This window comes from Micromonospora sp. NPDC050495 (assembly GCF_040655175.1).
Lineage (GTDB): Bacteria > Actinomycetota > Actinomycetes > Mycobacteriales > Micromonosporaceae > Micromonospora.
Genome location: NZ_JBFAJK010000029.1, coordinates 50191 through 69197 on the forward strand (window position 1 = coordinate 50191; position 19007 = coordinate 69197).

Here is a 19007-nt window from a genome sequence, read left to right on the forward strand (position 1 = left end):
CGAAAGTCCGGTCAGTCGGCCGGGACCTCGACCGGGGTCTCGGTACGGGCGTTGCGGGCGCTGATCGCGGTCATCGCCCAGCCGGCCGCCGCGAACCCGGCCGCCGCGACGCCGCCGATCAGCAGCAGCCGCCACGCCGAGTGGGTCAACGCCGCCCCGCCGAGATGGCCGACCAGCGTGCCGTAGCTGGCCCAGGACAGGGCGGCGGCCGCCTCGTAGGGCAGGAAGAGCCGGTACGGGTAGCGGCTGCGCCCGGCCGAGAAGCAGGCCGCCATCCGGCCGCCCGGTACGAAGCGGCAGAGGAGGATGACCAGCGGTCCCGGTTCGCGTAGGCCCCGGGTGACCCGGGCGGCGGCGCGGCGGGCCCGGCCGACCCGCGCCCCCGGCCGGGGCGGCCGGCGATCCGGCGCGCGCCGGCCCAGCAGGTAGCAGGCGACGTCACCGGCGAAGACGCCGAGCGCGCCGACCAGGATGGTGAGCGGCAGGCTCAGGCCGCCGTACACGGTCAGCGCACCGCTGGTGATCATCACGAGCTGGGTAGGCACGACCGGCACGAACGCGTCGGCGATCAGCAACGCCAGCAGCACGGCGTACGCCCAGGTGGGCGACGCCATCTCAGAGATGAGTTGGGCCATGACCGCCACCTCGCCGGATCCCCCCGTTCGACTTCACTGAGCCTGACGGCATGTCCGGCGTCACCGCGGACAGGCCCGCCCCGCGGTGACCGCCGACACCCCTCGGCCACCTGGTCAGGACGACCCGGGGCGGCCGGACGTGACCGCCCGGCGGGACGCCGAGGGGCGGCGGGACGGCCGTTCCCGGCGTACCGTTGTCGGCGCGCGACCCCGCGGGCGTCGGGCCCCCCGTTCCTGACGGCCGGGTCGCCGCGGGTCGCCGGCAGGTCCCGTGCCGGCGACCCGCCCCTACCTCCCGAATTCCAGCTGCGCGAGCCGAGCCGGCGCGCGTACCGTCGTCGCATGCGCAGCGCGGTGGTGACCACGACGCCGGGAATCCCCGGCGCGCCGCACTGACGTAACCGTCGACGAGGCCCCGGGGCGAACCGCCCCGGGGCCTCGCGGCGTTCCGGACCAGGTCGCCTCCGGGTCGTACCCGATCAAGGAGAGCGACATGATCGACCACCGCAGGCTCGGCCGGGAGCTGGAGCTGTTCGTCTCGGACCCGCTGGCGGGCGCCGGGCTGCCGATCTGGCTGCCGGCGGGCGCCGCCGCCCGGCACGCCGTCGAGGAGTACGTGCGGGACCTGGAGCGCCGGGCCGGCTACCGGCACGTCTACTCGCCGCCGCTGGGCAAACGGGAGCTGTTCGAGCTCTCCGGGCACCTCGGCTATTTCGCCGACGACATGTTCCCGCCGATGCGGCTGAGCGCCGACGACGAGTTCGTGCTCCGCCCGGCGCTCTGCCCGCACCACGCGCTGGTCTTCCGGGCCCGGGGCCGCTCCTACCGGGAGCTGCCGCTGCGGATCGCCGAGATCGGCGGGATGTACCGGGCGGAACGCTCCGGGGTGCTCGGCGGGCTGTCCCGGGTGCGGGCCATCTCGCTCAACGACGCGCACAACTTCTGCGCGCTGGACCAGGTCGGCGACGAGGTGCGCGAGATCCTCCGGCTGATCCGGGAGGCGCACGCCGCGCTCGGCGTCCGGCCGGCCGGGTACCGGCTGTCGCTGCGCGGGCCGGGGGAGAAGTACGCCGGTGACGACGCCCAGTGGGCGCGGGCCGAGGAGTTGCTCCGCGCCGCGCTCGACGGGGCGGCGGTCACCGAGGCGCCCGGTGAGGCGGCCTTCTACGGCCCGAAGATCGACATTCAGATCGTCGACCCGGCCGGCCGGGAGTCCACCATCTCCACCGTCCAGCTCGACTTCGACAAGCCGGAGCGGTTCGACCTGTCGTACACCGGGCCGGACGGCAGCCGGCTGCGGCCGGTGATGGTGCACCGCAGCCTGGTGGGGAGCATGGAACGGCTCTTCGCGTACCTGATCGAGGCGCACGCCGGCGCCTTCCCCGCCTGGTACGCCCCGGTGCAGCTGCTGCTGCTCCCGGTCGACGACGGGCAGGTGGACGCCGCCGACGCGGTGGCCCGTCGGGGCGAGGCGGCCGGGCTGCGGGTGGAGGTCGACCGGGCCGGTTCGCTGGGCGCCCGGATCCGCGACGCGGCCCGCCGCCGGGTGCCGTACCTCGGGGTGGTCGGGGACCGGGAGGCGGCCGACGGGTCGGTCGCCCTGCGCCTGCGGGACGGGCGCCGGCTCGACCCGATGCCGGTCGCGGCCGCGCTGGACCTGATCGGCGCGGTGGTGGCGGCCCGCTCGGCGGACCTGCTCCCGCCCGGCTGAGCGGCGGCTCCCTGGGCCGGCGGGGCCGCCCCCGACCCGCCGGGGCCCGTGGACCGGGGCCGGGCGCCCCGGGGCGCCGCCCGGCGGTCGGCACCCCGGCACCGGCTCCCCGCCGTCGGGGCGGGGGGCCGGTGCCGGGCCGGTGGCGTTCACCTCAGCTCCCGGCCGGCGCCGCCGCCGGTCGGGACCCGCCCGGCCGGGCCGCCGGTACCGGCGCGGCGGCCTCCTCGTCGACCGCCGCGCCGGTGAACTGCGACCGGTACAGCCGGGCGTACGCGCCGTCGGCGGCGAGGAGCTGGTCGTGGGTGCCCTGCTCGACGATCCGGCCCTGCTCCATCATGAGGATCAGGTCGGCGTCCCGGATGGTGGAGAGCCGGTGAGCGATGACGAAGCTGGTCCGGTCCGAGCGCAGCGCCGCCATGGCCCGCTGGAGCAGCACCTCCGTGCGGGTGTCCACCGAGCTGGTCGCCTCGTCGAGGATCAGCAGGGACGGCTCGGCCAGGAACGCCCGGGCGATGGTGATGAGCTGCTTCTCACCGGCGCTGACGTTGCTGCCCTCCTCGTCGATCACGGTGTCGTACCCGTCGGGAAGGCTGCGTACGAAGCGGTCCACGAAGGTGGCCCGGGCCGCGGCGAGGATCTCCTCCTCGGTGGCGTCCGGCCGGCCGTACGCGATGTTGTCCCGGATGGTGCCGCCGAAGAGCCAGGTGTCCTGGAGCACCATGCCGATCCGGCCGCGCAGCTCGTCGCGGCGCAGCGTGGTGATGTCCACCCCGTCCAACGTGATCCGGCCGGCGTCCAGCTCGTAGAAGCGCATGACCAGGTTGACCAGGGTGGTCTTGCCGGCGCCGGTCGGGCCGACGATGGCCACCGTGTGGCCCGGCTCGGCGACCAGGGACAGGTCCTCGATGAGCGGGGTGTCCGGGGTGTACCGGAAGGAGACGTGCTCGAACTCGACGCGGCCGTGCGGTTCGGCGATCCGGGCCGGCTCGGCCGGCTCCGGGCTCTGCTCGTCGGCGTCGAGCACCGCGAAGACCCGCTCGGCCGACGCCACCCCGGACTGGAGCAGGTTGGCCATCGAGGCCACCTGGGTCAGCGGCTGGGTGAACTGGCGGGAGTACTGGATGAAGGCCTGCACGTCACCGAGGCTCATCGAACCCGAGGCGACCCGGAGACCGCCGACCACGGCGATCGCCACGTAGCTGAGGTTCCCGATGAAGAACATCGCCGGCATGATGATCCCGGAGACGAACTGCGCGCCGAAGCTGGCCTGGAACAGCTCGTCGTTCTTGGCCCGGAAGGCGGCCTCCACCTCCTTCTGCCGGCCGAAGACCTTCACCAGCTCGTGCCCGGTGTACGCCTCCTCGATCTGGCCGTTCAGCTCGCCGGTGTGCTTCCACTGGGCGATGAACTTGCGCTGCGAGCGCTTCGCGATCTGGCTGGTGACCACCACCGACAGCGGCACCGCCACGAGGGCCACCAGGGCCAGCAGCGGCGAGATCCAGACCATCATGATGAGTACGCCGACGACCGTGAGCAGCGCGTTGAGCAGTTGGCTCAGCGTCTGCTGGAGGGTCTGCGAGATGTTGTCGATGTCGTTGGTGACCCGGCTGAGCAGCTCACCGCGGGGCTGCCGGTCGAAGTAGGGCAGCGGCAGCCGGTTGAGCTTGTCCTCCACGTCGGCCCGCAGCCGCAGCACGGCCCCCTGCACGACGTCGTTGAGCAGCCAGCCCTGCCCCCACATGAGCACGCTCGCGCCCAGGTAGAGGAGCACCGCCAGGGCCAGCACCGAGCCCAGCCGGTCGAAGTCGATGCCGACGCCGGGCACCACGTCCATCCGGGCCAGCATGTCGGCGAAGTTCTCGTTGCCGGCCGCCCGGGCGGCGGCCGCCGCCTGCTCGACGGTCGTGCCGGCGGGCAGCCGCCGGCCGATCAGCCCGCTGAAGATGATGTCGGTGGCGTGCCCGAGCACCTTGGGCCCGATCACGCTGAGCGTGACGCTGGCCACGGCCAGCGCGACCACCGCGCTGATCCGCGCCCGGTGCGGCCGCAGCCGGGCCAGCAGCCGGCGGGCGGACGGCCCGAAGTTCATCGCCTTCTCGGCGGGCATGCCCATGCTCATGTGTGGCGGGCCGCCGCGCCGGCCGCCGGGTGGCAGCCGCTTCGGCGACTCCTTCTCCTGCACCGCCGTCATGCGGCCACCTCCGCGGTCTGCTGGGACGCCACGATCTCGGCGTACGTGGGACAGGTCTGTACCAGCTCGTCGTGCCGGCCCATCCCGACGATGCCGCCGTCCTCGAGCACGATGATCTGGTCGGCGTCGACGATCGTGGAGACCCGCTGGGCCACGATCACCACCGCCGCGTCCACGGTGACCGGCTTGAGCGCGGCCCGCAGCCGGGCGTCGGTGCCGAGGTCGAGCGCGGAGAACGAGTCGTCGAAGAGGTAGATCTCCGGCTTGCGGACCAGCGCGCGGGCGATGGCCAGCCGCTGCCGCTGCCCGCCGGAGACGTTGGTGCCGCCCTGCGCGATCGGCGCCTCCAGCCCGCCCGGCATCTCCGCCACGAAGTCGCGGGCCTGGGCGATCTCGAGCGCCGCCCAGAGGTCGGCGTCGGTGGCGTCCGGGTTGCCGTAGCGCAGGTTGCTGGCCACCGTGCCGGTGAACAGGTACGGCCGCTGGGGCACCAGCCCGATCCGCCGCCACAGCTCCTCGGCGGCCAGCTCCCGGACGTCCACGCCGTCGACCAGGACCGCGCCGACGGTCGGGTCGACCAGCCGGGGGATCAGGGTGAGCAGGGTGGTCTTGCCCGCGCCGGTGGACCCGATGATCGCGGTGGTGCGGCCGGGCTGGGCCCGGAACGAGATGTCGTGCAGCACCGGGGCGCTGGCGCCCGGGTACTGGAAGCCGACCCCGCGCAACTCCAGTTCGCCGTGGCCGGTCACCTCGGTCACCGGCCGGGCCGGCGGCACCACCGAGGAGTCGGTGTCCAGCACCTCGACGATGCGCTCGGCGCAGACCGCCGCGCGGGGCACCATCATCAGCATGAAGGTGGCCATCATGACCGCCATCAGGATCTGCATCAGGTACTGGAGGAAGGCGGTGAGGGCGCCGATCTCGATCTGACCGGAGTCGACCCGGCCGGCGCCGAACCAGAGCACCGCCACGCTGGAGACGTTGAGCACCAGCATCACGGTGGGGAAGATCAGCACCTGGAGCCGGCCGATCCGCAGGGCGGTCGCGGTCAGGTCGGCGTTCGCGACCCCGAAGCGCTTCGTCTCGTACGGCTCGCGGACGAAGGCGCGGACCACCCGGATGCCGGTGATCTGCTCGCGCAGCACCCGGTTGACCGTGTCGATCCGGGTCTGCATGAGCCGGAAGGCCGGCACCATCCGGCGGGTGAGCAGGCCCAGCGCGACCGCCAGGACCGGCACGCTCACCAGCATCAGCCAGGAGAGCCCGACGTCCTCGCGCAGCGCCATCACCACCCCGCCGACGCTCATGATCGGCGCGGCGACCAGCATCGTGCAGCTGAGCAGCACGAGCATCTGTACCTGCTGGACGTCGTTGGTGTTGCGGGTGATCAGCGAGGGGGCGCCGAAGTGGGCCACCTCGCGGGCGGAGAACCGGTTGACGTGGTGGAAGATCGCGCCCCGCACGTCCCGGCCGAAGCTCATCGCGGTCCGCGCGCCCAGGTAGACGGCGGCGATCGAACAGGCGATCTGGAGCAGGCTGACCAGCAGCATCCAGCCGCCCGTACGCAGGATCTGGTCGGTGTCGCCGAGGGCGACGCCCCGGTCGATGATGTCGGCGTTGAGGCTCGGCAGGTAGAGCGAGGCCAGCGTGCCGACGAACTGGAAGGCCACCACTGCGGCCAGCGGCCCACGGTACGGCCGGAGGTGGGTGCGGAGTAGACGGATCAGCACGGACTGCTCCCCGATGGCGTCTCGGTGGTGGACTCGCTGTCCCGGTTCAACCGGCGAACCTCCCCGTCGGACATGGACGTGATGACTTCGATCAGGAACTCGCGGATCACCGTCTTCTTCGCCGGGTCGGCGTCGACCGAGGTGAACGGGCGGTCGCTGTGGATCAGATCGATGATCGCGAGGGCACGCTCGCGCCCCTTGTCGGTCAGCGTGAGTTGGACGCTGCGCCGGTCGTTCGGGTCCCGCTGGCGGGTGACGAAGCCGTCGCGTTCGAGCGTGTCGACGATGCCGGTGAGGGTAGCCGGCCGGACGAAGCAACGCTCCGCCATTTCCCGGTGACTGCTGTCGCCGGCGCGGAGCAGGACGAGCAGCACCCGCATGCCGGCCGAGGTGAGGCCGTGGTGCTCGGCGAGGTAGCGCCCCCAGTGCTGCTCGACCACGTGGCCGGCGATGGAGAGCAGCCGGCCGAGCGGCGCGTGGTGCAGCGCGTCGGGGAAGCGGACGAGGGGTCCCATGTTCACGGACGCTAGGTTAGCTCCCAGACCGTCAGGGCCCAAACTAATTTCGGAAACCCGTCAGCCGCGGTCGGCGCGGCTCCCCGGCGGCTCGTCCGGCGTGTCGGCGACGTAGTCCCGCATCACCTGGGCCACCTCCCGCAGGAACGCGGCGGTGGCCTCGGCCTGATCGGGGGTGAGCCGGGCGACCGCCCGGTCGACGCCGACCAGCATGGGCCGCAGCGCCTCCAGCACCTCGCCGACCGCGCCCTCGGTCACCTGGAGGCTGAGCCGCCGGCGGTCGTGCGGGTGCGGGGTCCGGGCGATGTGCCCCGCCTGCACCAGCCGATCGACCAGGGCGGTGGCCGAGGCGGACCGGATGCCGAGCCGGTTGCCCAACTCGACCGGGCCCAGCGGCTCGGGGCTGGAGACCAGGTGGTCGATGGCGGCCGCGTCGGTGGCGCCGATGCCCAGCCGGCGGGCCAGCGCGGCCCGGGTGTCCCCGGCGATCCGCAGCACCTCACGGAGCGCCCGGGCGGCCTCGCTGCTCGGCGGCGCGGCCCTTCCGGTTGACGGCAGCCCTTCCACAGGATGAAGCTAGCATCTCGGGTAGCTAGAAAATCTAGCTAACAAGAGGGGGAGCCATGCGCGGCAACGGGCGCGGACGCTGGTTCGGGCTGCTCGCCATCAGCCTCGGCGTAGCGATGATCATCGTGGACGCCACCATCGTGAACGTCGCGGTGCCGCAGATCATCCGGGACCTCGACATCACCTCCACCGACGCGCAGTGGGTGCAGGAGGCGTACACCCTGGTCTTCGCCGCGTTGCTGCTGGTCGCCGGCCGCTTCGCGGACCGGTCCGGGCGGCGGCGGATGTTCCTCGTCGGGGTCACCGTGTTCGTGGTGGCCAGCGTGCTCGCGGCGCTCGCCGGCTCCGGCGAGACGCTGATCGCCTCCCGGGTGCTCCAGGGCATCGGCGGCGCGCTGATGCTGCCCACCTCGCTCTCCCTGCTCAACGCCAACTTCACCGGCCGGGAGAAGGGCATCGCGTTCGCTGTCTGGGGTTCCACGATCGGTGGTGCGGCCGCGCTCGGACCGCTGCTCGGCGGCTGGCTCACCACCACGTACTCCTGGCGCTGGGCGTTCGGCATCAACGTCCCGGTCAGCCTGGCCGTGATCGTGGCGACGCTGGTGCTGGTCGCTGAATCCCGCGACGAGCGGGCCGAGCGTGGCCTGGACCTGATCGGCGCGCTGCTCTCCGTCATCGGCATGACCGGCGTGGTCTTCGCGCTGATCGAGGGCCGCACCTACGGCTGGTGGGAGCGGGAGCGGCCGTTCCACCTGTTCGGGCTGGACTGGACCGCCGGCATCTCGCCGGTGCCGGTGGCCGCGCTGGTGGGGCTCGTCGCGCTCGGGGTCTTCCTGGCCCACCAGGTACGCCGCAACCGGGCCGGCCGCCCCGCGCTGCTCGACCTGTCGCTGTTCGGCATCCGCTCGTTCCGCAACGGCATCCTGGCCGCCGCGATCGTGAGCCTGGGCGAGTTCGGCCTGCTCTTCGCGTTGCCGCTGTGGTTCCAGAACGTGCTCGGCTACAGCGCCTTCCGGACCGGCCTGGCGCTGTTGCCGCTCGCCCTCGGCAGCTTCCTGGCCAGCGGCATGGTCACCCCGTTGGCCCGGCGCTGGGGCGCGCCCCGGGCGGTCCAGCTCGGCGTCGCCGCCGAACTGGTCGGCGTCGCCGGGCTGGGGTTCGTGGTCGCCCCGGACACCCGCTGGTGGGCGCCGCTGGCGTTCCTCTTCGTCTACGGCGCCGGCGTCGGCCTGGCCACCGCGCAGCTCACCGGCGTGTCCCTGTCCGAGGTGCCGGTCCGGCGCAGCGGGCAGGGGTCGGGGTTGCAGAGCACCGCCCGGCAGGTCGGCTCGGCGCTCGGCATCGCGGTGCTCGGCACCGTGCTCTTCGCCGGTCTCGGCGGGCTGCTGGGCGACCGCCTGGCCGACCGGCCGGACCTCAGCCCCGCGCAGCGGGACCAGGTGGTGAGCGCGGTCAAGGAGAGCGCCGGCGCGGCGATCAACGGGCTGGCGGCGGACCCGCGTACCGCGCCGATCGCCGAGGACGCGAAGCGGGCCTTCTCCGACGCCACCCGCTACGCCGCCTTCGCGGCGGCCGGGTTCCTGCTGGTCGGTCTCATCGCCTGCCTGCGGCTGCCGAGGGTACGCACCGAGGAGGCCGGGGACGCATCGGCGGCGGGGACGGAGCCCGCCCGGGTGTGACCCCGGCCGCCCGGGTCATGCGTCGCCCACGGCGACCGCCACCGCGGCGGCCACGAAGACGATCTGGAGCGCGGTGCGCGCGCCCAGCGGGGTCACCGGCCGGCCGGCGAGGGTGAGCCGGCGGCGGGCGGCCGACACGTTCGCCGGGAACATGCCCAGCATCAGCAGCGCCAGCCCGGCCGCCGCCCAGCGCGCGGTGGCCGGTGGCAGCAGGGCGAGCGCGCCGCCCAGCTCCAGCACGCCGGTGAGCGTGACCAGCAGGTCGGGCCGGGGCAGCGCGGGCGGGACCATGGCGATCAGGTCGGCCCGACGGGACGCGAAGTGCGCCACGCCGGTCAGCAGGAACATCAGCGCCAGCCCGACCCGCAGGGCGGGCTGCCACCCGTCCAGCGCGTCCACGCCGAGCAGGCCGGCGACCCGGGCCAGTGCGGTGCCGGTGAGAAGTGCGATGAGGGGTGCCACGACGTGTCCCTTCGACGGGCCGATCTTGTCAACGACAAGATTGCCGCCCACGGCACCATCTTGTCAATGACAAGTTAGGCTGGGGCATGGCCTCGTATCACCACGGCGATCTACGCCGGGTCCTGCTGACCACCGCCGCGGCGGCGATCGCCGAGTCCGGGCCGGCCGCGCTGAGCCTGCGGGACCTGGCCCGCCGGGCCGGCGTCTCGCACGCCGCGCCCGCGCACCACTTCGGTGACAAGGCCGGCCTGCTCACCGCGCTCGCCACGCAGGGCTTCGACCTGCTGGCCGACGCGCTCCGTGCCGCCGACGGGGACCTGCTCGACACCGGCGTGGCCTACGTCGGGTTCGCCGTGCGGCACCGGGCGCACTTCGACGTCATGTTCCGGCCCGAGCTGTACCGGGCCGACGACCCCGAACTGGTGGCCGCCCGCGCCCGTACCGGCGAACTGCTGCGCGGCGGGGTGGCCCGGCACACCGGAGGGCAGCGGGACGCGGACGCGCTGGCCGCCTGGTCGATCGTGCACGGCTTCGCCACCCTCTGGCTCGCCGGCGCGCTGCCGCCCCGGGTCGGCGACGACCCGGAGGCCGCCGCCCGTACCGTGATCGGGCGGCTCTTCGCCTGAGCCGGGCCCCCGGGCGTCACCAGCTCGTCGGCAGCGGCATCCCCTCGGTGTAGCCGGCGGCGCTCTGCACGCCGACCAGGGCGCGCTCGTGGAACTCCTCCAGGCTGCGCGCGCCGGCGTAGGTGAACGCGCTGCGTACCCCGGAGATGATCTCGTCGATCAGGTCCTCCACGCCCGGGCGGGACGGGTCGAGGTACATCCGCGCCGTGGAGATGCCCTCCTCGAAGATCGCCTTCCGGGCCCGGTCGAACGCGCTGTCCTCGGCCGTCCGGGCGCTGACCGCACGGGCCGACGCCATGCCGAAGCTCTCCTTGTAGCGCCGGCCGTCGGCGTCGGTGTACAGGTCGCCGGGGGACTCGTAGGTGCCCGCGAACCAGGAGCCGATCATCACGTTCGAGGCGCCCGCGGCGAGCGCCAGCGCCACGTCCCGCGGATGCCGTACGCCGCCGTCGGCCCAGACGTGCCGGCCGAGCGCGCGCGCCGCCGCGGCGCAGTCGAGGACGGCGGAGAACTGGGGCCGCCCCACGCCGGTCATCATCCGGGTGGTGCACATCGCGCCCGGCCCGACCCCGACCTTGATGATGTCCGCGCCCGCCGCCACCAGGTCGCGTACGCCGTCGGCGGTGACCACGTTGCCGGCCGCCACCGGTACCGCCGGGTCGAGCTTGCGGACCGCCCGCAGCGCGGAGATCATCCGCTCCTGGTGGCCGTGGGCGGTGTCCACCACCAGGGTGTCCACCCCGGCCTCCAGCAGGGCGGCGGCCTTGCCGGTCACGTCGCCGTTGATGCCCACCGCCGCGGCGATCCGCAGCCGCCCCCGGTCGTCCACCGCCGGCGTGTAGAGCGTGGCGCGCAGCGCGCCCTGCCGGGTCAGCACGCCGACCAGCCGCCCCTGCCCGTCCACCACCGGGGCGAGCCGGCGGCGGCCCGCGGAGAGCCGGTCGAAGCCGGTACGCGGGTCCGCGTCCGCCGGCACGGTGTGCAGCTCGGTCGACATGACGTGCCGGAGCTGGGCGAAGCGGTCCACGCCCACGGTGTCCGCCTCGGTGACCACTCCGACCGGCCGGCGCTCGGCGTCCACCACGATCACCGCACCGTGCGAGCGCTTCGGCAGCAGGTGGATCGCGTCGCCGACGGTGTCGGTGGGGCCGAGGGTGATCGCCGTGTCGTGCACCAGGTGGCGCTGCTTCACCCAGGCGACGACGTTGGCCACCACCTCGATCGGGATGTCCTGGGGGATCACCGCGATGGCGCCGCGCCGGGCCACCGTCTCGGCCATCCGCCGCCCGGCCACCGCGGTCATGTTCGCCACCACCAGCGGGATCGTGGTGCCGGTGCCGTCGGCCGTGGCCAGGTCGACGTCGAGCCGGGAGCCCACCTCGGAGCGGTTGGGCGCCATGAAGACGTCGTTGTAGGTCAGGTCGTGCGCGGGGACCGCGCCGTGAAGGAACCGCACCCGGCCATCATTCCTGCTGAGGTCCGCTCCCGCCCCCGCTGGTGGCCCAAACCACCCTCGCCGCCCGGCAACCGGCCCGCCCGGGCCGGTCGTGGGGCAGGACGTCAGGCGATGGTGCAGATGGGTGCGCCGGCGGTGATCACGGCACCGACCTCGGCGGAGAGGCCGCTGACCGTGCCCGCCTTGTGCGCGTGCAGCGGCTGCTCCATCTTCATCGCCTCCAGCACGACGACCAGGTCACCCTCGGCGACGGTGTCCCCGTCCGCCACGGCGATCTTGACGATGGTGCCCTGCATGGGGGAGGTGAGCGCGTCCCCGCTGACCGCGGCGCCGGCCTTGGCGCCCCCGCCCCGGCGGCCCGGCTTCTTCGCGGCGGGCGCGGCGGTGGTCGTACCCGCGCCGAGGCCGGCGGGGAGGACCACCTCCAGCCGCTTGCCGCCGACCTCGACCACGACGGTCTCCCGTTCGGCCGGACCCTCGACGGCGCCGGCGGGGGCGGTGAAGGCCGGCACGGTGTTGTCGAACTCGGTCTCGATCCAGCGGGTGTGCACCCGGAACGGCTCCGCGGTGAACGCCTCGTCCCGGACCACCAGGCGGTGGAACGGCAGCGCCGTGGCCATGCCCTCGACGACCATCTCGTCCAGCGCCCGGCGGGCCCGCTCCAGCGCCTCGGTCCGGGTCTCGCCGACGATGATCACCTTGGCCAGCAGCGAGTCGAAGTTGCCGCCGATCACGTCCCCGGCGGAGACGCCGGTGTCCACCCGGACGCCGGGGCCGCTGGGCAGCCGCAGCGCTGTGATGCTGCCGGGCGCGGGCAGGAAGTTGCGGCCCGGGTCCTCGCCGTTGATCCGGAACTCGATGGCGTGCCCGCGCGGGGTGGGGTCCTCGGTGAAGCGCAGCTTCTCGCCGTCGGCGATCCGGAACTGCTCGCGTACCAGGTCGACGCCGGCGGTCTCCTCGGTGACCGGGTGCTCCACCTGGAGCCGGGTGTTGACCTCGAGGAACGAGATGGTGCCGTCGGCGCCGACCAGGTATTCGACCGTGCCGGCGCCGTGGTAGCCGGCCTCCCGGCAGATCGCCTTGGCGCTGTCGTGGATCTGCCGGCGCTGGGCCTCGGTGAGGAACGGCGCCGGGGCCTCCTCGACCAGCTTCTGGTGCCGGCGCTGCAGCGAGCAGTCCCGGGTGCCGACGACGATCACGTTGCCGTGCTGGTCGGCGAGGACCTGCGCCTCCACGTGGCGGGGCTGGTCCAGGTAGCGCTCGACGAAGCACTCGCCCCGGCCGAACGCGGCGACCGCCTCGCGGGTGGCCGACTCGAACAGGTGCGGGATCTCCTCCATGGTGCGGGCCACCTTGAGGCCGCGCCCGCCGCCGCCGAAGGCCGCCTTGATGGCGACCGGCAGGCCGTGGTCGACCGCGAAGGCCATCACCTCGTCGGCGTTGCCGACCGGGTCCGGGGTGCCGGGGACCAGGGGAGCGCCGGCGCGCTGGGCGATGTGCCGGGCGGTCACCTTGTCGCCCAGGTCGCGGATCGCCTGCGGGGTCGGACCGATCCAGGTCAGCCCGGCGTCGATGACGGCCTGGGCGAAGTCGGCGTTCTCGGAGAGGAACCCGTAGCCGGGGTGCACGGCGTCGGCGCCGGCCTTGCCGGCGACCTCGATCAGCTTGTCGATCCGCAGGTAGCTGTCGGCCGCGGTGTCGCCGCCCAGGGCGTACGCCTCGTCCGCCAGGGTGGCGTGCAGCGCGTCCCGGTCGGAGTCCGCGTACACCGCGACGCTCTGCAGCCCGGCGTCGCGACAGGCGCGGATGACGCGGACGGCGATCTCGCCGCGGTTGGCGATGAGTACCTTGCGCACCTTGGTGCTCCTCCCCGGAGGTCGATAGCCGGGAGTGTATCGGCCCCTCTTGAAGCCCTAACGGTCGCTCAGTGTGGGATGCGGCACTGTCACGCCACGGCCTAGTCAAACTTGTTTATTACGCTTGTCGGGTGTCGGCAACGCGAATGATGATTCTGGGTCTGGTCCGGTGGATGCAGCCGGTGCACGGCTACGACGTACGCCGTGAGCTGCTGAGCTGGAGTGCGGACAAGTGGGCCAACGTGCAGCCGGGATCGATCTATCACGCGCTGCGCAAGCTCACCGACGAAGGGCTGCTCCGCACGGTCTCGGTCGAGCAGGTGGGCGCCCGCCCCGCCCGCACCACGTACGAGGTGACGCCCAAGGGTGACGAGGAGTTCGAGACCCTGCTGCGGGCCCAGTGGTGGCAGTTGCACGAGCCGGCGGACCCGTTCGTGGCGGCCTTCTCGTTCCTGCCCGCGATGCCGCGCGACGAGGCGGCGGCGGCGCTGCGCAACCGGGCCAACCTGATCCGCGCCGGTATCGAGTCGATGCGCGCCTCGTTGGACTCGGACTGGGTGCGCAACCGCAAACCGGTGCACGTGGGGTGGATGTTCGAGCTGTGGCTGGCCCGGGCCGAGGCGGACATGGCCTGGTGCGAGCGGATCGCCGAGCGGATCGAGTCCGGAGTGTCGTACCTGCCCGCTGGAATGGGCCAGACCGAAGGGTGGTCGGGCCGGACGGGCGGCGCGGACCAACCGGAATAATCAACGTTGACTAAGAAAGTTATATCGCGTTAGTGTCACCGGGAACCGTCGGGGAGTGGTGTGTCCTCCTGGCGGACGACCAGCGGCCGGTCCCGTCCGGCCCGGAGGACCAGGAGCAGAGATGATCGAGACCAGGGGACTGCGGAAGTCGTTCCGCTCCCGGGCGGGTCGCGAGACGAAGACCGTGGACGCGGTCCGGGGGGTCGACCTGAAGGTCGCCGAGGGCGAGATCTTCGGCTTCCTCGGCCCCAACGGCGCCGGCAAGACCACCACCCTGCGGATGCTCGCCACCCTCATCGAGCCGGACGGCGGGGAGGCCACCATCGCCGGCGCCGACCTGCGCAAGGACCCGGCCGAGGTGCGCCGCCGGATCGGCTACGTGGCCCAGGGCGGCAGCACCTGGGACGAGTCCACCGCCCGGGAGGAGCTGGTGCTGCACGCCCGGCTCTACGGCATCGGCAAGGCCGAGGCGCACCGCCGCGCCACCCGCGCCCTGGACGCCTTCCAGCTCAGCGAGTACGCCGACCGCAAGTGCAAGACCTACTCCGGCGGCCAGCGCCGGCGGGTGGATATCGCCCTCGGCATCATCCACGAGCCGAAGATCGTCTTCCTGGACGAGCCGACCACCGGCCTCGACCCGCAGAGCCGCGCGCACATGTGGGACGAGATCCGCCGGCTGCGTACCGAGGGGATGACCGTCTTCATCACCACGCACTACCTCGACGAGGCGGACGCGCTCTGCGACCGGATCGCGATCATGGATCACGGCGAGGTGGTCGCGGAGGGCACCCCGGCCGAGCTGAAGCGGGAGATCTCCGGCGAGGTGGTGCTCGTCGGGCTCGACGCCGCCAGCACGCCCCGCGCCGCCGAGCTGCTCGACACCGAGGCGTACGTCACCAAGCTGGAGACCGTCGACGAGGGCGGCCTGCGCCTCTACGTCGACGAGGGCGCCACCGCCATCCCGCAGGTGCTGCGCCGCCTCGACGGCGCCGGGCTGGACCTGCGCTCCGTCGAGCTGCACCGCCCCAGCCTCGACGACGTCTTCCTCACCAAGACCGGCCGCTCGCTGCGCGAGTCCTGACCAACGGGAGCACTCATGAAACTCGCCCGCGACACCTGGCTCATCTTCCAGCGCCAGATCCTGCTGCTGCTACGCAACCCCGTCTGGGTCTTCGTCGGCGTCTTCCAGCCGGTGATGTACCTACTGCTCTTCGCCCCGCTGCTCAAGCCGGCGCTGAACGCGCCCACCCAGGCCGCCGCGTACAAGGTCTTCGTGCCCGGCCTGCTGGTGCTGCTGGCCATCTTCGGCGGCCTGTTCCAGGGCTTCGGCCTGATCGCCGAACTGCGCGCCGGAGTGATCGAGCGGTCCCGGGTCACCCCGGTCAGCCGGCTCGCCCTGCTGCTCGGCCGTTCCCTGCGCGACGTGGTCTCGCTGATTGTCCAGGCGGTCATCATCACCCTGCTGGCGCTCCTGTTCGACCTGCGCGTCAGTCTCGGCTACGTGCTGCTCGCGTACCTGATGCTCGCCCTCATCGCGCTGATGACCTCGGCCGTCTCCTACGGCGTCGCGCTCAAGGTCAAGAGCGAGGACGCGCTCGCCCCGCTGATGAACACCGTGGCCCAGCCGGTGCTGCTGCTCTCCGGCATCCTGCTGCCCCTCATGTACGCGCCCGGCTGGCTCCAGGGCATCGCCACCTGGAACCCGTTCGCCTGGGCGGTCGACGGCACCCGGGCGCTGTTCGCCGGTGACCTGGGCAACGACAAGGTCTGGCAGGGCCTCGGCATCGTCGCGGTGCTCGCCGTCGCCGGGGTGGTCTGGGCCGCCCGCCAGTTCGCCCGCAGCGTCCGCTAGCAGCACAAGAGCTGCCTCTCACCAGGGGCGGGGCGCCGGCCGTCCGCGCGTTGGGTAAGGCCGGTGCCCCGCCTCACCCAGGACAAGACGACCTGGCTGGAACTGGGGCTCTGGAGCTTGTGATGTCCCGGCTTGCGGCAAGGTGCGGCTTCCCGCCCGCGTGATGCCCCGGAATGCCGCATCCCGTCGCCAGCGGGGAGCGGCTCCCGCCGGCGGCGGCGCCGCTCCCGGTCGGGCTCAGTGCACGCGGGCGAGGGTCACTCCGTCGGCGATGGGGAGCATCACCACGTCGACGCGGACATCGGCGAGGATCTCGTCGTTGAACGCGGCGATGGCCCGGTCGTCGGCGTTCTGCGGCGCCAGCACCCGGCCCGCGCGCAGCGTGTTGTCCACCGCGATGACCGCGCCCGGCCGCATCCGCGGCACCAGCTCGTCCCAGTAGATCGGGTAGCCCACCTTGTCCGCGTCGATGAACGCGAAGTCCAGGTAGCGCTCGCGCGGCAGCGCGCGCAGCGTCTCCGCGGCGGGACCGATGCGCAGCTCGATCCGGTCCTGCACCCCGGCCCTGGCCCAGTAGCGCCGGGCCACGCCGGTGTACTCCTCGGAAATGTCGAAGCAGGTCAGCCGGCCGCCCTCGGCGAGCCCCCGGGCGATCGCCAGCGAGGAGAGCCCGGTGAAGGTGCCCACCTCCACCGCCTGCCGGACCCCGAGCAACCGGGTGAGGAAGGTCAGGAACGCGGCCTGCTCCGGCGCGACCTGCATGGTGGCCTGGTCGGGCAGGGCGGCTCGGGTCTCCTCGGCCAGCTCACGGACGATCTCGTCCGGGGCCGAACCGTGGGCCACCAGGTAGGCGTGCAGTTCCGGGGTCAGCGGCAGCGGCTTTGTGCTCATGACCGGAACCTAGCCGAGATGCTCGATCTCCTGGCCCCCCGGCGCGACCTTCGTCCACAGGTCGGTGACGTTGAGGCCCAGCTCGGCCAGCAGGTTGCGCAGCAGCGGGAGGGAAAGGCCGACCACCGTACCGGGGTCGCCCTCGATGCCGGTCAGGAACGGCCCGCCCAGCCCGTCGATGGTGAACGCCCCCGCGACCGCCAGCGGCTCGCCGGTCGCCACGTACGCGGCGATCTCCTCGTCGCTGATGTCCGCGAAGTGCACCCTCGTGGAGGCGACCGCCTCCGCCCGCGCCTCGTGCACCACGTCGATCAGGCAGTGCCCGGTGTGCAGCACCCCGCTGCGACCGCGCATCCGCTGCCACCGCCGGGTAGCCTCCGCCGCGTCGGCCGGCTTGCCGAGAATCTCCCCGTCGAACGCCAGCACCGAGTCGCAGCCGAGCACCAGCGTCCGCTCGTCCGGTGACGGGCGCAGCCGACCCAGCACCGCCTGCGCCTTCAGCCGGGCCAGTTCCAGGCACAGATCCTCGGCCCGGTCGCTGACCACCTGCGACTCGTCGACCCCGCTCACCAGCACGTCGGGTTCAATCCCAGCGGCGTGGAGCAGCTTGCGGCGGGCGGGACTCTGCGAGGCGAGCACGAGGCGCAGCGGTACGGAACTCAGCACGCCTCCGACGCTACCGGCTGACCCGGGGTGGAGGATCATCGGCACGGCGACGCCGCCGCCACACCAGATACCCACCACCGGCGGCGACCAGCACCCCCAACGTCGCCAGTCCGCGTACCGCCGCGCCATCGTCGCCGGCGTCACCGCCCTCGGGCAGGGCCGTCCCGGATGCCGGCGGAGTCACGGCCGACGACTCGAAACCCAGCGGAGGAACGTCCGCCGTGAGCGCGGCGACCAGGTCAATGACGCCGTAGCCGTACTCGTCGTCGCGGCCCGGCGGGCCCTTGTCGATCGCGGTCGCAGTGAGGCGGTGGGCGACCTCCTCGGCGGGGAGGTCGGGGTACTTGGAGCGGATCAGAGCAGCCGCACCCGCAACGATGGCAGTGGCACTAGATGTGCCCGTCCCCTTTGAGTACTTGTCACCACGACCTGTGCTGTAGATGTCGACCGCCGGAGCTGCTACGTCGATTTCTCGACCTACGACTGAGACTGGAGCGTGTCGGCCTGACTGATCACTCCCTCCTACAGCGATAACCCCTTCTTCTGAAGCCGGATAACCGACACCGGAATCCTCTGGTTGATTTCCGGCCGCTGCAACCAAAACGATGTCTGCCGCCAGCGCAGTCCTGACTGCCCTTTGTAGGCGGACGCTCGCTCCTGCGACTGATGACACGCTAATGACGTCGGCGTGATTTGCGGTCGCCCACTCGATTCCGGCGGCGAGTATGTCTGTACTTCCGTCTCGGGTATCGGGTTGGACTCGAACGGGCAGTACCTTCGCTTTCGGGGCGACCCCGAGTGCGCCTTCGTCTTTGTTGCGCCCGTGCGCTGCTATCAGTCCAGCCATTAGTGTTCCATGGCTGGAGGGCTGCTGTTGGCTAGGTTGTTGTGCGCCTACTAGATCAATGCCAGGGAGAAGGCATCCTTCCAGATCTGGATGGCTCGACACGCTCGTGTCCTCCAGAGCTACGACGACACCCTCTCCCTGGCTAATTTGATGGGCCCTCGCCACATCGAGATACTGTATATGCCATTGCATGGCTCGCACTTGACTTGGACCAATCAAGTCATCCCTTGCACTGGCTGTAGCAATCGGCGAGATGGCTGTAGTCAGAGCCGCGGACACCGCCAGGGTGGCACGAAGTATGGCTGTGGTCACCGGTCAAGGCCAATAGCGGGTCCTGGATCAATTTGCCCATCCTCATCTGGAGGACGCATGACGGGAGCCACGCCCTGGTCAACCTCCCAAGGCTGGTCAGGGTCCCACGTTCGAGATCCTTGATCACCTCGAGGGTTGCCTCTCGTCCCTGCTGAGAAATCCCCACTGCCCCTGGGTGTCCCTATGCCAGGGCCCCCGCCGATCGGTGAAGAACCATCATGAGTCATCAGATGAGGAGCACGTCCCGAACCTGGACGAGACC

Annotated in this window: 17 protein-coding genes; 6 read left to right on the forward strand and 11 right to left on the reverse strand. The window is 72.3% G+C overall.

The features are described 5' to 3' along the window. Positions 1–11: 11 nt before the first annotated feature. Positions 12–635, reverse strand: a complete 624-nt coding sequence (locus AB0I11_RS24055) for a VTT domain-containing protein (protein ID WP_357324595.1) — start codon at positions 633–635, stop codon at positions 12–14. 493 nt (positions 636–1128) lie between these two features. Here AB0I11_RS24055 and thrS point away from each other — a divergent pair, with 493 nt between their 5' ends. After that, the gene (gene thrS, locus AB0I11_RS24060) at positions 1129–2346 is read left to right on the forward strand and encodes a threonine--tRNA ligase (RefSeq protein WP_357324598.1); all 1218 of its coding nucleotides are present in this window, start codon (positions 1129–1131) and stop codon (positions 2344–2346) included. A gap of 154 nt (positions 2347–2500) precedes the next feature. Here thrS and AB0I11_RS24065 read toward each other — a convergent pair whose 3' ends face one another. From AB0I11_RS24065 to AB0I11_RS24080, 4 genes are read right to left on the reverse strand one after another with little or no spacing between them, the layout of a single operon-like run. Beyond that, positions 2501–4540: an ABC transporter ATP-binding protein gene (locus AB0I11_RS24065; RefSeq protein WP_357324601.1), complete on the reverse strand. Its 2040-nt coding sequence runs from the start codon at positions 4538–4540 to the stop codon at positions 2501–2503. Next, on the reverse strand, positions 4537–6270 hold the full coding sequence (locus tag AB0I11_RS24070) for an ABC transporter ATP-binding protein (protein WP_357324605.1): 1734 nt from the start codon (positions 6268–6270) through the stop codon (positions 4537–4539). The genes AB0I11_RS24065 and AB0I11_RS24070 overlap by 4 nt, the downstream gene beginning before the upstream one ends. Beyond that, entirely contained in the window at positions 6264–6785 is a 522-nt protein-coding gene (locus AB0I11_RS24075) for a MarR family winged helix-turn-helix transcriptional regulator (RefSeq protein ID WP_357324686.1), read from the reverse strand. The genes AB0I11_RS24070 and AB0I11_RS24075 overlap by 7 nt, the downstream gene beginning before the upstream one ends. Before the next feature lie 60 nt (positions 6786–6845). Then, positions 6846–7343, reverse strand: a complete 498-nt coding sequence (locus tag AB0I11_RS24080; protein WP_357324690.1) for a MarR family transcriptional regulator — start codon at positions 7341–7343, stop codon at positions 6846–6848. Positions 7344–7408: 65 nt separating this feature from the next. Here AB0I11_RS24080 and AB0I11_RS24085 point away from each other — a divergent pair, with 65 nt between their 5' ends. Beyond that, complete coding sequence (locus tag AB0I11_RS24085) at positions 7409–9031, forward strand: DHA2 family efflux MFS transporter permease subunit (RefSeq protein WP_357324607.1); 1623 nt, start codon at positions 7409–7411, stop codon at positions 9029–9031. A gap of 15 nt (positions 9032–9046) precedes the next feature. Here the strand turns inward: AB0I11_RS24085 and AB0I11_RS24090 are convergent, their stop codons facing one another. Beyond that, the gene (locus tag AB0I11_RS24090; RefSeq protein ID WP_357324610.1) at positions 9047–9493 is read right to left on the reverse strand and encodes a DoxX family membrane protein; all 447 of its coding nucleotides are present in this window, start codon (positions 9491–9493) and stop codon (positions 9047–9049) included. Between the two features lie 86 nt (positions 9494–9579). Between AB0I11_RS24090 and AB0I11_RS24095 the strand changes: the two genes are divergently transcribed. Beyond that, on the forward strand, positions 9580–10119 hold the full coding sequence (locus tag AB0I11_RS24095; protein ID WP_357324613.1) for a TetR/AcrR family transcriptional regulator: 540 nt from the start codon (positions 9580–9582) through the stop codon (positions 10117–10119). A 16-nt stretch (positions 10120–10135) separates the two neighbouring features. Here the strand turns inward: AB0I11_RS24095 and AB0I11_RS24100 are convergent, their stop codons facing one another. Beyond that, positions 10136–11575, reverse strand: a complete 1440-nt coding sequence (locus tag AB0I11_RS24100; RefSeq protein ID WP_046566436.1) for a GuaB1 family IMP dehydrogenase-related protein — start codon at positions 11573–11575, stop codon at positions 10136–10138. Positions 11576–11679: 104 nt separating this feature from the next. Then, a complete protein-coding gene (locus AB0I11_RS24105) occupies positions 11680–13431 on the reverse strand; it encodes a biotin carboxylase N-terminal domain-containing protein (RefSeq protein WP_357324616.1) in 1752 nt (583 codons plus the stop codon). A gap of 146 nt (positions 13432–13577) precedes the next feature. Between AB0I11_RS24105 and AB0I11_RS24110 the strand changes: the two genes are divergently transcribed. From AB0I11_RS24110 to AB0I11_RS24120, 3 genes are all read left to right on the forward strand, one after another. Then, on the forward strand, positions 13578–14177 hold the full coding sequence (locus tag AB0I11_RS24110; protein WP_357324693.1) for a PadR family transcriptional regulator: 600 nt from the start codon (positions 13578–13580) through the stop codon (positions 14175–14177). A 121-nt stretch (positions 14178–14298) separates the two neighbouring features. Continuing rightward, positions 14299–15258 carry an ATP-binding cassette domain-containing protein gene (locus AB0I11_RS24115; RefSeq protein ID WP_357324619.1) on the forward strand — a complete coding sequence of 320 codons (960 nt, stop codon included), beginning with the start codon at positions 14299–14301 and terminating at the stop codon, positions 15256–15258. A 15-nt stretch (positions 15259–15273) separates the two neighbouring features. Beyond that, complete coding sequence (locus AB0I11_RS24120) at positions 15274–16029, forward strand: ABC transporter permease (protein ID WP_357324622.1); 756 nt, start codon at positions 15274–15276, stop codon at positions 16027–16029. A gap of 237 nt (positions 16030–16266) precedes the next feature. On the opposite strand, the gene AB0I11_RS24125 is transcribed toward AB0I11_RS24120, so the two are convergent. From AB0I11_RS24125 to AB0I11_RS24135, 3 genes are read right to left on the reverse strand one after another with little or no spacing between them, the layout of a single operon-like run. Continuing rightward, a complete protein-coding gene (locus tag AB0I11_RS24125; protein ID WP_357324625.1) occupies positions 16267–16920 on the reverse strand; it encodes an O-methyltransferase in 654 nt (217 codons plus the stop codon). Between the two features lie 9 nt (positions 16921–16929). Continuing rightward, positions 16930–17586, reverse strand: coding sequence for a Maf family protein (locus AB0I11_RS24130; RefSeq protein WP_357324627.1), 657 nt, complete (start codon positions 17584–17586; stop codon positions 16930–16932). Between the two features lie 10 nt (positions 17587–17596). After that, positions 17597–18625, reverse strand: a complete 1029-nt coding sequence (locus tag AB0I11_RS24135) for a S8 family serine peptidase (RefSeq protein ID WP_357324630.1) — start codon at positions 18623–18625, stop codon at positions 17597–17599. Positions 18626–19007: the final 382 nt, after the last annotated feature.

What these genes read in the sequence shown, in the direction of transcription:
- AB0I11_RS24055 (WP_357324595.1), bottom strand. Translation starts at nt 635, where the DNA reads ATGGCCCAACTCATCTCTGAGATGGCGTCGCCCACCTGGGCGTACGCC.
- thrS (WP_357324598.1), top strand. Translation starts at nt 1,129, where the DNA reads ATGATCGACCACCGCAGGCTCGGCCGGGAGCTGGAGCTGTTCGTCTCG.
- AB0I11_RS24065 (WP_357324601.1), bottom strand. Translation starts at nt 4,540, where the DNA reads ATGACGGCGGTGCAGGAGAAGGAGTCGCCGAAGCGGCTGCCACCCGGC.
- AB0I11_RS24075 (WP_357324686.1), bottom strand. Translation starts at nt 6,785, where the DNA reads ATGGGACCCCTCGTCCGCTTCCCCGACGCGCTGCACCACGCGCCGCTC.
- AB0I11_RS24085 (WP_357324607.1), top strand. Translation starts at nt 7,409, where the DNA reads ATGCGCGGCAACGGGCGCGGACGCTGGTTCGGGCTGCTCGCCATCAGC.
- AB0I11_RS24095 (WP_357324613.1), top strand. Translation starts at nt 9,580, where the DNA reads ATGGCCTCGTATCACCACGGCGATCTACGCCGGGTCCTGCTGACCACC.
- AB0I11_RS24110 (WP_357324693.1), top strand. Translation starts at nt 13,578, where the DNA reads ATGATGATTCTGGGTCTGGTCCGGTGGATGCAGCCGGTGCACGGCTAC.
- AB0I11_RS24115 (WP_357324619.1), top strand. Translation starts at nt 14,299, where the DNA reads ATGATCGAGACCAGGGGACTGCGGAAGTCGTTCCGCTCCCGGGCGGGT.
- AB0I11_RS24120 (WP_357324622.1), top strand. Translation starts at nt 15,274, where the DNA reads ATGAAACTCGCCCGCGACACCTGGCTCATCTTCCAGCGCCAGATCCTG.
- AB0I11_RS24125 (WP_357324625.1), bottom strand. Translation starts at nt 16,920, where the DNA reads ATGAGCACAAAGCCGCTGCCGCTGACCCCGGAACTGCACGCCTACCTG.
- AB0I11_RS24135 (WP_357324630.1), bottom strand. Translation starts at nt 18,625, where the DNA reads ATGCAATGGCATATACAGTATCTCGATGTGGCGAGGGCCCATCAAATT.